The sequence below is a fragment of the Arenibacter arenosicollis genome, assembly GCF_014397245.1.
Taxonomy (GTDB): Bacteria; Bacteroidota; Bacteroidia; order Flavobacteriales; family Flavobacteriaceae; genus Arenibacter; species Arenibacter arenosicollis.
The window spans coordinates 25,473-38,721 of sequence record NZ_JACLHY010000015.1 but is presented as its reverse complement, the minus strand read 5'-3'; the positions used below and the strand labels follow the sequence as shown (position 1 = coordinate 38,721).

The following is a 13,249-nucleotide window of genomic DNA, read 5'->3' as shown; positions in this document are numbered from 1 at the left end:
ATTTTTTTTAAGTTTTAAGGTTCCTTCCCAACTTAATAAAAAGACCTGAAAAGTTCCGTTAAAGCCTTTATAAACCTTTGTTAGTGAATGTTAAGGACTAAATTTTAATTTTCAAGGAAAGCGTCGGATACGCTTGTGTTGCAGCCAAGTTATCACTGGATAAATAAATTGGTTTGTAATCAAATGTAAATGACATGGCTGTCCTCTTATTTTTGCCGGCACTAATGAAATAGGGAATACTGGCCCCATCGGCTATGATTCCTGCCAACATAATAAATCCGCCTATGTCCGCGCCACTATTTGATCCACCATAAAAATTGGCATCAAATAAAGCTGCACCGCCAACGAACATAGCCGTTCCTCCGCCTAATAAAATCCAGGCAGTAGTTTTCTGTTTTTTACTTTTTTGTAAAAAATAATCTTTTGAGAATTCTTTAGTCTGCCCTACTAAAATTGAACTGACAAGTAGTAATGTTAGAAGTAAGCGAATTGTTTTCATGACATTTTTATTAATGACAATTTAGTTATTCAACTTATTCAGGGGGCAACTACTTTTTTAAGGTATTTAAAGGGCTAAGAATTAGTGGTTTATTGTATTAAAGGTAGATGTTAAATTTGGATAAACAATCTGCTTTATGGTTAAATAAAATGGATGGTCAAAAATAATTCTAGATCATTGGATTCCTGCCTGCGCAGGAATGACAATGTGTGAATAAAGGCAGGCTAATATCCGATCATGTAGTTATTGGAGTAAAGCTGATATTAAGGGAAGTTTCCAATTTCGATTCATAGGTCGTTTTTAGTAAACAATAAAGAACTGATAAAAAGGGTATACCAGTCTATTGGATTCCTGCCTGCGCAGGAATAACAATGTGAAAATGATTGGACGGTTTGAAACGGTTTTACTATCCTTGGTATAAAAATTAAATTTAGGAAGATTGCTCTTTTTAATCTGTGGAATTGTTTTAAGGGAGCAATTAGTTTTATTAGAATGTCATTCCTGCGTGGGCAGGAATCCAAAAATGGTTTAAGAATGTATAAAGAACTTACTTTTTTAAGACTTTCAAGATCAATATCCTTATTAACAAAACAAATGGAAATCCATGGAGAATCACATCGAACCAGTCCATGGGTTTCATTCCAATTGCACCTCCCATTATCCATTTTAATTTACTTAGAATATGGGGTTCGGGGAAATAGGGGGCCAAGCCAAGGCTTAGGCACAAAAACAAAACTATTTTCCAATTATTTATAATTTCCATAGGACTATTTTCGAATTCCCTTTACGAAATCCCCAATTTTATCTACACCGTTTTGTGTCAAAAATTTAATAAAAGCGGAACCAATAATTGCTCCCTTGGCTTGTTTAGTTGCCTGTTGGAAGGTTTCTGAATTACTTATTCCAAAACCGACCACCTGTGGGTTTTTCAACTTCATATTGGCAATGCGTTGAAAGTAGGTTTCCTGGTTATTGCCGAATCCATCTTGGGAACCTGTTACACTAGCAGAACTTACCATATAAATGAAACCGTCCGAAGCCGCATCGATCTGATGGATACGTTCATCACTGGTTTGAGGAGTAATCAAGAAGACATTAACAAGGCCATATTTTTTAAATATTGCTTCATAGTTCTCCTGATACTCGTCCAAGGGCAGATCGGGTAAAATAAGTCCGTCTATCCCAATTTCCTGACATTTCCTGCAAAAATCCTCTACTCCGTATTGCAAAACAGGGTTAAAATATCCCATTAGGATCAAGGGTATGGAAACCGATTTTCTAATATCCTTCAATTGCTGAAATAATACCGCTGTGGTCATCCCATTTTTCAGGGCCATGGTAGAACTGGCCTGTATGGTAGGACCATCGGCTAACGGATCGCTAAAGGGCAATCCAATTTCTATCATATCAACTCCGTTTTTTTCAAGATCTTGAATAATCTTAACAGTATCGTTCAAAGATGGGTAACCTGCAGTAAAGTATATGGATAATATTTTTTTATCTGCCTGTAGTTTTTGGTGTATTCTGTTCATTCTAACTTTATTTTTTTTGCATTTCCACCTTGGCGGGAATGTATAAGAGGCTTACAGTTTAAAATATTTAATGTAGGTGTCCAAGTCCTTATCACCTCGGCCAGAAAGGTTAATAACTACCACATCCTCTGGTTTAAACTTTCTGGTTTCCAGAATGGCAAAGGCATGTGAGGACTCTATGGCGGGTATAATTCCTTCCAATTTGGACAATACCATGCCGGCCTGCATGGCCTCATCGTCTGTTACCGCAATAAATTCGGCTCTTCCTGTTTTATATAAATGTGCGTGCATTGGTCCAACCCCGGGATAATCAAGTCCCGCGGAAATGGAATAGGGTTCCGTAATCTGCCCATCTACAGTTTGCATCAACAGGGTTTTACATCCATGAATAATTCCCATTTTTCCAAGAACTGAAGTTGCCGCACTTTCACCACTATCCACACCTTTTCCAGCCGCTTCAACAGCAATTATGCCCACTTCCTTTTCATGTAGAAAATGGTAGAAGGTGCCTGCCGCATTACTGCCGCCACCTATACATGCCACTACGTAGTCTGGGTTTTCTTTGCCTTCCTTTTCTTTCAACTGCCATTTTATCTCCTCGGAAATTATGGATTGAAACCGTGTTACCATATCGGGGTAGGGGTGTGGGCCAATAGCAGATCCAATAATATAATGGGTATCCACAGGGTTGTTGATCCAATCCCTAATGGCTTCATTGGTGGCGTCCTTAAGGGTTCTACTTCCGGACAGTGCTGGCCTTACTTCTGCTCCAAGCATTTTCATACGGGCAACATTGGGAGCCTGTCTGGCAATATCTATTTCTCCCATATACACAATACATTCCATTCCCATAAGGGCACATACCGTAGCTGTCGCCACACCATGTTGACCGGCACCTGTTTCGGCGATAATCCTTGTTTTGCCAAGGCGTTTGGCCATTAATATTTGGCCTATCGTATTATTAACTTTATGGGCACCGGTATGATTTAGGTCTTCCCGCTTTAAATAAACTTTGGTGTTGTACTTTTCGGACAAACGTTTGGCAAAATACAGAGGTGAAGGCCTGCCCACATAATCTTTCAATAATTGGTCAAATTCCTTTTTAAATGATGGCTCTGCCATTATTTCCAGATACTGCTGCCTGAGGTTTTCAACATTAGGGTAGAGCATTTCCGGAATAAAAGCTCCCCCGAATTCTCCATAATAACCTTTTTCGTCTACGTTGTAATTCATGATTTTATAATCTAGTATTCAGTACTGGTATTGAGTATTGGATTCGAACTACTCCATTCTCAACACTTCTTTAAATTCCTTCAATTGGTCAATATCCTTTAATCCCGGTTCCAATTCAAACTTACTATTGACATCAATAGCATGACAATACTTTGATTCCGGTCTTTTTTGAAATTCCTTTATCTTTTCAATCTCGTCCAAGCCTATTCCACCACTTAGAAAATAAGGTTTGGTGGAGTGATAGTTTTCCAGAACCTCCCAACTAAAGGTGTAGCCATTGCCTCCGGGTAATTTCCCTTTGGTGTCAAAAAGATAATAATCGCATACTTCTTCATAGGGAGTCAAAACACCAAAGTCAAAATCGTCCTTTATAGAAAACACTTTTATGATTTTAAGGTTTGGCGCCCCTAAAGCTTTTGTACGGTCATTGTTAAATCTTTTAAGGTTGCTACAAAATGCTGGACTTTCATTTCCGTGCAATTGAACGGCATCCAAACCATGGGTTTCAATTTTTTCTAAAACTTCTTCAATAGAGGCATCTACAAAAACACCTATTTTTTTAATGGAAGCTGGTAAATGCGGAATATTTCCTTCAAAAAACCGTTTGGAGGGTTTCCAAAATATAAAACCAAGATAATCCGGATTAAGGGCGGCTACCTCCAAAATATTTAAATTCATACCACATACTTTCAGTTTCATGGCTATTTTGTTATTTAATCGATTTAATAAAATTGAGGGCGCTTTCTCCAGGATTATCGGTTTTCATAAAATTCTCCCCTATTAAAAATCCTAGGTATCCATAGGGTTTTAATTCCCGGATAGCTTCAATGTTACTTATGCCACTTTCTGAAACCTTCACAAAATCGTCAGGAATTAAAGTGGATAAATTTTTACTGGTATCGAGGCTTACTTCAAAAGATTTTAGATTTCGATTATTTACACCCAACATGTCCAAACTGGGCATAATGGATTTATGTAATTCTTCTTCGTTGTGAACTTCCAACAATACATCCAAATGTAATTGTTTGGCAAATTCGGAAAAGGCTTTTATCTCGGCACGTGTCAATATGGCGGCAATTAATAAAATTACATCTGCGCCATAGGCCTTGGCTTCCAAAAGTTGATATTCGTCTATGATGAACTCTTTACGAAGTAATGGCATTTGAACAGATGCCCTGGCCAATAATAGATCATCCAATGAACCTCCAAAATACTTTCCGTCGGTTAAAACGGACATGCCACAGGCACCTGCGTTTTCATAGCCTACTGCTACCTCTGTAACACTGTTGTTTTGGTTGATGACCGATTTGGACGGAGACCTGCGTTTGTGCTCCGCGATTATTCCACTATTGCTATTTCTAAGGGCATCTGCCAATGAAACGGTAGTTCTGTTGAACAATGCAGAAGCTTCCAATTGGGAAACCGGGATAATCGATTTCTTTAAATCTACTTCCTTTCTCTTATCCAAAACTATTTTGTCCAGTATATTCATGGGTACTATAACGCCAGTCTGTGCTGGGCGGTTTAATTATTATTTGTTATTGGCTTAACGCCTGTAATTTTTTTAAGGCTGCCAACCCTCTTCCACTGACCAAGGATTCTTTGGCTTGCTCAAAGCCTTCCCTAGGACTTATTCCCTTAACTGTGGCTATGGCGATACCTGCATTGGCACAGACTACATTATTTTGTGGTGTAGTGCCTTTTCCTTGTAAAACATTGAGAAAAACCTGAGCGGATTCTTCAATGCTATCCCCACCCACTATGTCCGACGCCAAAATGGCTTCCACTCCAAAATCGGAAGGCTTTAACATTCCTTCGGCTTTGTTGGTAATGGTTTTTGTATTTCCTGTCAATGAAATTTCATCGTAGCCGTCCAGGGCATGCAAAACCGTAAAATTCTTATCGGTCTTTTGATAAAGGTAACCGTACATTCTAGCCAGCTCTAGGTTAAATACTCCAACCATTTGGTTCTTTGGAAAGGCAGGATTCACCATGGGCCCCAACATATTAAAGAAAGTTTTAACACCTAGTTCTCTACGGATTGGAGCTACATTCTTCATCGCGGGGTGAAATAGTGGAGCGTGTAGTACACAAATGCCGGCCTCGTCTATACATTTTTCTAGAAATCCTGCATCATTACTGAATTTTATCCCCAAAAACTCCATGACATTACTGCTGCCACATTTGGAGGAAACACCATAGTTGCCGTGTTTGGTTACTTTAACATCGGCCCCGGCCGTAACAAAACTGGCCAAGGTAGAAATGTTGAAGGTATCCTTGCCGTCACCACCTGTACCACATAGGTCTATTGGGTTGTATTGAGATAAGTCCACCGCTAAACAAAGTTCCAATAGCGCGTCCCTAAAGCCCTCCAATTCCTCTATGGTGACACTACGCATCATATAAACGGTTAAAAAAGCGGCAATCTGACTTGTATTGTAATCTCCTTTGGCAATATTGACCAAAACCTGTTTGGCATCCTCTTTTGGAAGCACATCGTGATTGATCAGTTTGTTTAGAATATCTTTCATTATTTCTATGGTGTTGAGACATAAGTACGGAGTACCTATGAAGCTCGGTTTCTATATTTTGTTATTGATAAGTACGTTAAAGAAAATTAATAGTTCGTACTCATTAATTGCTTCTAATTTTTCACCCAATTCTCCAATATTTTCTTCCCATAGGGAGTCAATACAGACTCTGGGTGAAATTGTACGGCACTTACGTCGTATATTTTGTGGCGCAGAGACATGACCTGTCCATTTTCATCAAAAGAAGTTGCCTCCAATACTTCTGGAAGGTCCGGATTTACTACCCAGGAGTGGTAGCGTCCCACCTCAATTTCTTTGGGCAATCCATCAAACAAAATATCATCCTTTACAATATCTATTTTGGTGGCGATACCGTGGTAGACTTGGTCTATGTTAACCAATGAACCCCCAAAGACCTCCGCAATGGCTTGTTGACCCAAGCATACACCAAATATACTTTTTGTTGGTGCGTACATGGCTATAATTTCTTTGAGTAGACCTGCCTCATCCGGGATTCCAGGACCCGGCGAAAGAACGATCTTGTCAAAACCCTCAATTTCCTCCAGGCTTATTTGATCATTTCTTTTAACGGTTACGATGCAATCCAAATCTTCCAAATAATGTACCAGGTTGTAGGTAAAGCTATCGTAATTGTCTATTACCAATATGGACTTTCCTTGGCCTTTTTCCAAGGAATTGGTATTTGTTTTATTATCTGTATTCTCTTTCATACTATTGATGTCCTCTGTTGAACATTTTATATTGTTCTTGCCAAATGTCCTTTTTAAGAAAAGACGGGGCAAATTAATGGGCGTTTTAGATAGTTTCCGCTATTTCAAGTGCTTTGGTCAGGGCTCCTAATTTGTTATATGTTTCCTGAAGTTCATTTTCAGGAATCGAAGCAGCCACCAAACCGGCTCCGGCCTGGTAGTGTAATTGATGATTTTTGCTTAAAAAGGTCCGGATCATAATAGCGTGGTTAAAATTGCCATTGAAATCCATAAATCCTATGGCTCCGCCGTAATAGCCCCTACTGGTTTTTTCATATTTTTCAATTAGTTGCATGGCCATATGCTTAGGTGCACCACTTAAGGTTCCGGCAGGAAAGGTGTCGGCAACCACTTTCATAGTGGGGATATCCTTTTTCTTTTGTCCGGTTACCTTGGATACTAAATGGATTACATGGGAAAAGAACTGAACCTCCCTATAGTTTTCCACCTTTACCATAGTTCCATTGCGACTTAGATCGTTTCTGGCAAGATCTACCAACATAACGTGCTCGCTATTCTCCTTGTCATCTATTTTTAATTTCTTGGCCAACTCGGCATCCTGTTCATCGTTACCCGTCCTTTTAAAAGTTCCTGCAATGGGGTGGATTTCAGCCTTGCCCTCTTTTACGATCAGTTGGGCTTCCGGTGAACTTCCAAAAATTTTGAAATCGCCATAATCAAAATAAAACAAATAGGGTGATGGGTTTATTGATCGTAGGGCACGATATACATTGAATTCATCTCCCTTAAATTCTTGGGAAAATCTTCTGGACAATACCAATTGAAAGACATCCCCTCTGTTGCAATGCTTTTTGGCCAGTTCTACGTGTTCCATATATTCCTCGTCCTTTAAATTGGATTCTGGACTTCCCTCTTTGGAAAAATTGTAGGAAGCAAAATTCTTGGCGCTGAGAATCTGTTCTATTTCCCCAATGTTATTTTCGGATTCATAACAGTGAGCAAAAATATAGGCCTCATTTTTAAAATGGTTAATGGCCACTATATTTTGATAGACAGCATAATAGATGTCGGGTATGGAGATGCTGTTACCTTTTTTTGATATGTCAATATCTTCAAAATACCGAACCGCATCATAGGCCATATATCCGAACAAGCCATTGTTTATAAACTTAAAGTTGTTGTTCTGGGAATCAAATTTTTGACTAAAATCGTGTAAAATTCCAGGGATGTCCGTGTGTTCCGTAATGTTGGTTTCTTCCGTGGTGCCGGTAGGAAATTGTTTAATGACAGTCTCATTTTCCACTTTTATGGAAGCAATGGGATTGCAACAGATATAGGAAAAGCTATTGTCATTGGCATGGTAGTCACTACTTTCCAAAAGAATGCTATTTGGAAAACGATCCCTTATTTTTAGATAAACGCTTACAGGGGTAATGGTGTCTGCAAGTATTTTTTTATGATGCGAAACTAATTGGTATTTCATGATAATTCTGTTTGTTGCTACTAAGTGCCAATAGGGCTTATGATTTCTATGATAAACGAAAAAAAGGCTTGTCGTGATGACAAGCCTTTTATATAGTTATACTACAATGATGCTTTGCTCACGATGTTGTTCGTAAGTTACTCCACCACCAAGTATTTGATACCATGTTCTTCATTGAAGGCCAAATATAAGAAGGAATTTTAAATTTACAAACCTGTGTTACGTAAAAAATAAAAAACCCCACAATTGTGAGGTTTTAAACATTGCTATATGGATACGTTTAGAATACCAAATCTACTACTAGGTCAAATTCGTCATAAATGGTTTTGTCTCCTAAGTTATCAAAGAAACTACCTGATCCGTATTTAACGTCGTACAATGAACGATCAACTTTCATAGTGGCCGTTGCCTTGTTTCCATATACAGAGATGTCAAAGGTTACTGGGTTCGTTTTTCCCTTTACAGTAAGATTTCCGTTAACTTCATATGAATTTTTTCCAGTGGCTTTTACGGTAGTGAAAACCAATTTGGAAGTAGGATTTGCTTCAACCCCAAAAAAGTCATCAGATTTTAAATGACCTTCCAACTTCCCTTTGTATTCACCTTGCAAGTCATTTGAAACCAATGTTGGCATATCCACCACAAATTCCCCTCCTGTTAATTTATCACCTTCAAAAATTAAGGACCCCTCTTTTAGGGCTATTGTTCCATGATGGGAACCGGTAACTTTGTATCCTTTCCAGGTAACGGTACTTTCTGTGGTTTTTACTTGTTTTACTTCTTTGTCCACTGGTGTAGAAGCAACAGCGGTTAAACCTGTAAATACGGCCAATACTAAACTTAATGCATTTTTTTTCATAATTTCAATTTTAAGATAATTTGTGTTAGAGTTTCTATTTATAAATGTGTAATTAAATTTTCTTTGGATTTACGGACTTTTTTATAATGTTGGGTACTGTCCTCTTCTGATCGGTAGCCTACTGCAACAAGGACTGCCGCGTTAAGTCCTTTTTTGGTTAACCCAAGTATTTCATTGAATTGGGCATTGTCAAAACCCTCCATTGGACATGTATCTATTTTAAGGTCAGCAGCTGCGGATAATAAATTTCCCAGTGCTATATAGGTTTGTCTTGCCGTCCAAATAGCTTTGGACGATTCGGATAGCGGCATTAATTTTGACTTCATAAAATCTGCATACCCTTGCAGGTCATTTGCCGGAACTCCTCTGGTTTCGCTTACGTTTTCCAAATAATCATCGACCAATTCTTCACCAAAAGTGGACTGGTTGGCCAAAACAATTAAATGCGAGGCTTCTGTAATTTGGGACTGTCCCCAAGCGGCTGGTTGTAACTTACTTCTGAGTTCCGTATTATCTATTACTAGAATTTCATAAGGTTGTAAACCATAGGATGATGCACTTAAGGAAGTAGCTTCCAATAAAATTTCCAAATCCTTTTTGGACACTTTTTTAGAAGCGTCAAATTTTTTGGTGGCATAGCGCCAGTTCAAATTTTCAATATATGTATTCATGTTTTGAATTTAATAATTAATTGTAATCGTTTTTATGTTCACTAAAATTTATCCAATAGTACATTCAAAGCAGTTAAATCTTCCACGGTAAAGTTTTTTAATAACTTTTCTTGTGCTTCTTTCATGGCGGTATCCATTTCGGACAATGCACTTTCTCCTTGGACCGTAATATTTATTTCCACCTTCCTGCGATTGCTAGGACAAACCATACGATCCACGTATCCTTTTAAGATCAACTTGTCTACTAGCCTAGTGGTATTGCTCATTTTGGTTACCATCCTTTCGTTCAGCGTCGATAGATTGGCGGGTTTTCCCTTTTGACCCCTTAATATTCTTAGCACATTAAATTGCTGAAGGGACACACCGTGCGGCTTAAGTGCTGTGGTCATGATTTCATTGATCTTGCCCTCCACTAGACTTAAATGTATAATGGTCCTACTTGCTATAGGAATTTGTGTCTCGGTTTTAATAATTTTTTCTACATTCATGTCGCTACAATAATTGTATAGACAAATGTACGTGTTTAATTAAATGATACAATAATCTTGGTGATAAAAATTTGTTAAATATTTAAATGGTCATATACGGTAAAAAAAAAGGGGTAGGTTTATTTCGGCTATAAGGTCCTTTACATATTTATACCTCAATTATTGGATGATTTTTTGTAATGCATTATTTTTGAGGACTAAATAAGAAAACAAATGGCAGATTTATCACAAGAGGAATGGAGTGAACAATTGGAAAGCGACGACAATGCATTTTTACTGGATGTAAGGACTCCGGAAGAGGTGGAAGAAGGCTACATACCTAACGCAACCAATATAGATATATACCTAGGTCAAGAATTTGTGGCCGAATTGGAGAAGTTGGACAAAACAAAAAACTATTATGTCTATTGTAGGTCTGGCCAACGAAGTGGTCAGGCATGTGCCATTATGAATAAATTGGGTTTTGAGAACGCCTTTAATTTGGAAGGTGGTTTTATGAATTGGGAAGGTGAGGTCGTAGAGTAGTCTACTTGTAGGCCTATACCCTTTATTTAAGGTTTCTTGGGAACCCTTGTAATGCCTATCATATTCCGATATTAGGCTTGTGATCTTGTAGTTTTTTCTTTACATTTAATTATGCGGGAAGATCTTTTGCATTTTATTTGGAAGTACAAAAAACTTCAATTGGAGAATTTGCTGGGCTCCAAAAACGAATCCATTCATATATTGGATGTTGGGTCGCATAACTACTTATCGGGCCCAGACTTTTTTAACGCCAAGATTCAGATAGATGAACAATTATGGGCGGGTACTGTGGAGATGCATATTAAATCCTCCGATTGGTATGCCCACAATCACGAAATAGACCCTAATTACCACAATGTAATTCTTCATGTGGTTTGGGAGGATGACTGCGATGTTTTCAGAAGTGATAATACAGCAATTCCAACCTTGGTTCTTAAAGATTATATTTCATCGAGTATATTATTGGAATATCAAAAATTGTTCTACCATAATGAGAGGTCATTGATCAATTGTAGGAATGAGATCGGAAATATTGATGATTTTATTTTGCAGAATTGGTTGGAGGTCCTCTATTTTGAACGTTTGGAAAAGAAAACTGATTTGGTGGCCCAACTATTATTGGAATACAATAACGATTGGGAGCAGGTATTTTTTATTCTGTTATTCAAAAATTTTGGTTTAAAAATAAACGGCGAGACTTTTTTTGAAATTGCCAAACGGATTCAATACCCAATGGTGCGCAAAATACAGGGCAATACCTTGCAATTGGAAAGTGTCCTGTACGGTTTAGCTGGGCTTTTGGAAGACGATATTGTTGGGGATGATTATTATGAAAAATTGAAAAGCGAATTCCACTTTCTAAAGGCAAAATATGGTCTTGTGGATCGGCCAATGAAAAAACCGGAGTTTTTTAAATTGAGACCATCCAACTTCCCTACAATAAGGCTTTCTCAATTAGCCAATTTGTATTCACTTCACCAAAACATATTTAGTAAAGTTATTGGTGTTAAAAGTGCTGGGGAAATTTATAAGGTTTTTAAAGTTACTGCCAGTGATTATTGGGACAACCATTATACATTTGGAAAAATTTCCAGGAAATATGGCACAAAGCTTTCCAGAAAATTTGTTGATTTACTTATTATCAATACTATTCTTCCTATTAAATTAAGTTATGCAAAGCATATGGGTAGAGATGTAAATGAGGAGATAATTAATATTATTTCAGGTACATCATCGGAAAGCAATACTGTTATATCCAAATTTGAGATGCTCAAACTGCATTTCCCTTCGGCAAAAGAGAGTCAGGCTGTTTTGCAGTTATACAATGAATACTGTACCAAAAATAAATGTTTACAATGTGCTGTGGGCCATCAATTATTAAATAGAAAACCCTAATTTTAACGCATGAACATTTTCTACACAGTACTTTATTATTTTCAGAAAAGAGGATTTGAGGTTTGTAGGCGAATAGCTGAGCGTATGGGCATAAGGACCAGGGTGGTCCGTACCACCTTTATATATCTTACTTTCGTTACCTTGGGTTTTGGATTTGCCCTGTATTTGTTTATGGCTTTTTGGTTGAGGATAAAAGATCTTTTATACACCAAAAGGACCTCTGTATTTGATCTTTGAATATGATTAGACTTTTTCGCTCCCGAATGTATTTGGCCCTGACTTTATTGGTCATGGTCCTGTTGTTTGGAGTGTTTGGATACAGGTTCCTGTCAGACTATACCTGGGTAGATGCCTTTTATATGACCATAATAACGGTAACTACCGTTGGTTTTTCGGAAGTACGTCCGTTAAATGTGGAGGCAAAGATCTTTACAGTAATTTTAATCATCACTAGTGTATTTATATTTGCATTTGCAATTTCAGTAATAACCGAATATGTTCTAAGTCGAAATTCGCTTCAACTTTTAAAGAAAAAAAGGGTGAAAAATAAAATCAGCAGTATAAGCAACCACGTCATTATTTGCGGTTTTGGCCGCAATGGAAATCAGGCGGCAGAAAGATTAAAGGCATATAACAGGCCTTTTGTGGTAATTGAAAGGAATAAGGAAGTAATTGAGAAATTTGAAGAGGATATTCTTTTTATAGAAGGTGATGCAAATGAGGATGAAACTTTGATAGAAGCTGGGATAGATAGGGCACAATATTTAATTACCGCCATGCCGGATGATGCAGCAAATCTATTTGTGGTACTTTCTGCCAGGCAATTGAATAAAAATTTGTTTATTATCAGTAGGGCATCCCAATTAACATCACAAAAGAAATTGAGACTTGCCGGGGCGGACAAGGTAATAATGCCGGACAAGATCGGCGGAGATCATATGGCATCCCTAGTGGTCATGCCGGATCTAATAACTTTCATGGACAAACTTTCCACAGAGGGGGAGCATACGACCAATTTGGAAGAGGTAACCATAGAATCTTTTATGGCAAGAGTAGATAATCATTCCCTCCGTGATCTGGATTTGAGAAAAAAGACGGGCTGTACAATTATAGGTTATATAGAGCCAAATGGTAATTATATTATCAATCCCGAGGCCGATTTAAAATTGCAGCCACAGGGGAAAGTAATTGTATTGGGCAGGCCGGAACAGATTAAAAAATTAAATGACATGTTCCATATAGAATAAGTATATTGCCAATTATATTTGATTTCAAGAATTATTTTTAGGATATTGCTCGGAT

15 protein-coding genes are annotated in these 13,249 nt (G+C 37.8%); 4 read left to right on the top strand and 11 right to left on the bottom strand.

Annotated elements, in window-relative coordinates:
- Positions 1–97 precede the first annotated feature (97 nt).
- From H4O18_RS14320 to H4O18_RS14270, 11 genes are all read right to left on the bottom strand, one after another.
- Positions 98–499, bottom strand: a complete 402-nt coding sequence (locus H4O18_RS14320) for a hypothetical protein (protein ID WP_187585734.1) — start codon at positions 497–499, stop codon at positions 98–100.
- Positions 500–1,266: 767 nt separating this feature from the next.
- Positions 1,267–2,031, bottom strand: a complete 765-nt coding sequence (trpA, locus tag H4O18_RS14315; protein WP_187585732.1) for a tryptophan synthase subunit alpha — start codon at positions 2,029–2,031, stop codon at positions 1,267–1,269.
- 51 nt (positions 2,032–2,082) lie between these two features.
- Entirely contained in the window at positions 2,083–3,264 is a 1,182-nt protein-coding gene (gene trpB / locus H4O18_RS14310; RefSeq protein ID WP_187585730.1) for a tryptophan synthase subunit beta, read from the bottom strand.
- Between the two features lie 48 nt (positions 3,265–3,312).
- A complete protein-coding gene (locus H4O18_RS14305; RefSeq protein ID WP_187585728.1) occupies positions 3,313–3,963 on the bottom strand; it encodes a phosphoribosylanthranilate isomerase in 651 nt (216 codons plus the stop codon).
- Between the two features lie 10 nt (positions 3,964–3,973).
- On the bottom strand, positions 3,974–4,756 hold the full coding sequence (gene trpC, locus H4O18_RS14300; RefSeq protein ID WP_187585726.1) for an indole-3-glycerol phosphate synthase TrpC: 783 nt from the start codon (positions 4,754–4,756) through the stop codon (positions 3,974–3,976).
- Between the two features lie 46 nt (positions 4,757–4,802).
- Positions 4,803–5,795: an anthranilate phosphoribosyltransferase gene (trpD, locus tag H4O18_RS14295; protein ID WP_187585724.1), complete on the bottom strand. Its 993-nt coding sequence runs from the start codon at positions 5,793–5,795 to the stop codon at positions 4,803–4,805.
- Positions 5,796–5,908: 113 nt separating this feature from the next.
- Positions 5,909–6,526, bottom strand: coding sequence for an anthranilate synthase component II (locus H4O18_RS14290; RefSeq protein ID WP_187585722.1), 618 nt, complete (start codon positions 6,524–6,526; stop codon positions 5,909–5,911).
- Between the two features lie 85 nt (positions 6,527–6,611).
- Positions 6,612–8,009 (bottom strand): anthranilate synthase component I family protein, encoded by a 1,398-nt coding sequence (locus H4O18_RS14285; protein WP_187585719.1) that lies wholly within the window; start codon positions 8,007–8,009, stop codon positions 6,612–6,614.
- A gap of 280 nt (positions 8,010–8,289) precedes the next feature.
- A complete protein-coding gene (locus tag H4O18_RS14280; RefSeq protein WP_187585717.1) occupies positions 8,290–8,868 on the bottom strand; it encodes a YceI family protein in 579 nt (192 codons plus the stop codon).
- 38 nt (positions 8,869–8,906) lie between these two features.
- The gene (locus H4O18_RS14275; protein WP_187585715.1) at positions 8,907–9,539 is read right to left on the bottom strand and encodes an NAD(P)H-dependent oxidoreductase; all 633 of its coding nucleotides are present in this window, start codon (positions 9,537–9,539) and stop codon (positions 8,907–8,909) included.
- A 41-nt stretch (positions 9,540–9,580) separates the two neighbouring features.
- Positions 9,581–10,027, bottom strand: a complete 447-nt coding sequence (locus tag H4O18_RS14270) for a MarR family winged helix-turn-helix transcriptional regulator (protein ID WP_187585713.1) — start codon at positions 10,025–10,027, stop codon at positions 9,581–9,583.
- A gap of 213 nt (positions 10,028–10,240) precedes the next feature.
- Between H4O18_RS14270 and H4O18_RS14265 the strand changes: the two genes are divergently transcribed.
- From H4O18_RS14265 to H4O18_RS14250, 4 genes are all read left to right on the top strand, one after another.
- Positions 10,241–10,552, top strand: coding sequence for a rhodanese-like domain-containing protein (locus H4O18_RS14265; protein WP_187585711.1), 312 nt, complete (start codon positions 10,241–10,243; stop codon positions 10,550–10,552).
- 111 nt (positions 10,553–10,663) lie between these two features.
- Positions 10,664–11,947 (top strand): DUF2851 family protein, encoded by a 1,284-nt coding sequence (locus H4O18_RS14260; RefSeq protein ID WP_187585709.1) that lies wholly within the window; start codon positions 10,664–10,666, stop codon positions 11,945–11,947.
- 9 nt (positions 11,948–11,956) lie between these two features.
- Entirely contained in the window at positions 11,957–12,184 is a 228-nt protein-coding gene (locus tag H4O18_RS14255; protein WP_187585707.1) for a PspC domain-containing protein, read from the top strand.
- A 2-nt stretch (positions 12,185–12,186) separates the two neighbouring features.
- Complete coding sequence (locus H4O18_RS14250; RefSeq protein ID WP_187585705.1) at positions 12,187–13,194, top strand: potassium channel family protein; 1,008 nt, start codon at positions 12,187–12,189, stop codon at positions 13,192–13,194.
- Positions 13,195–13,249: the final 55 nt, after the last annotated feature.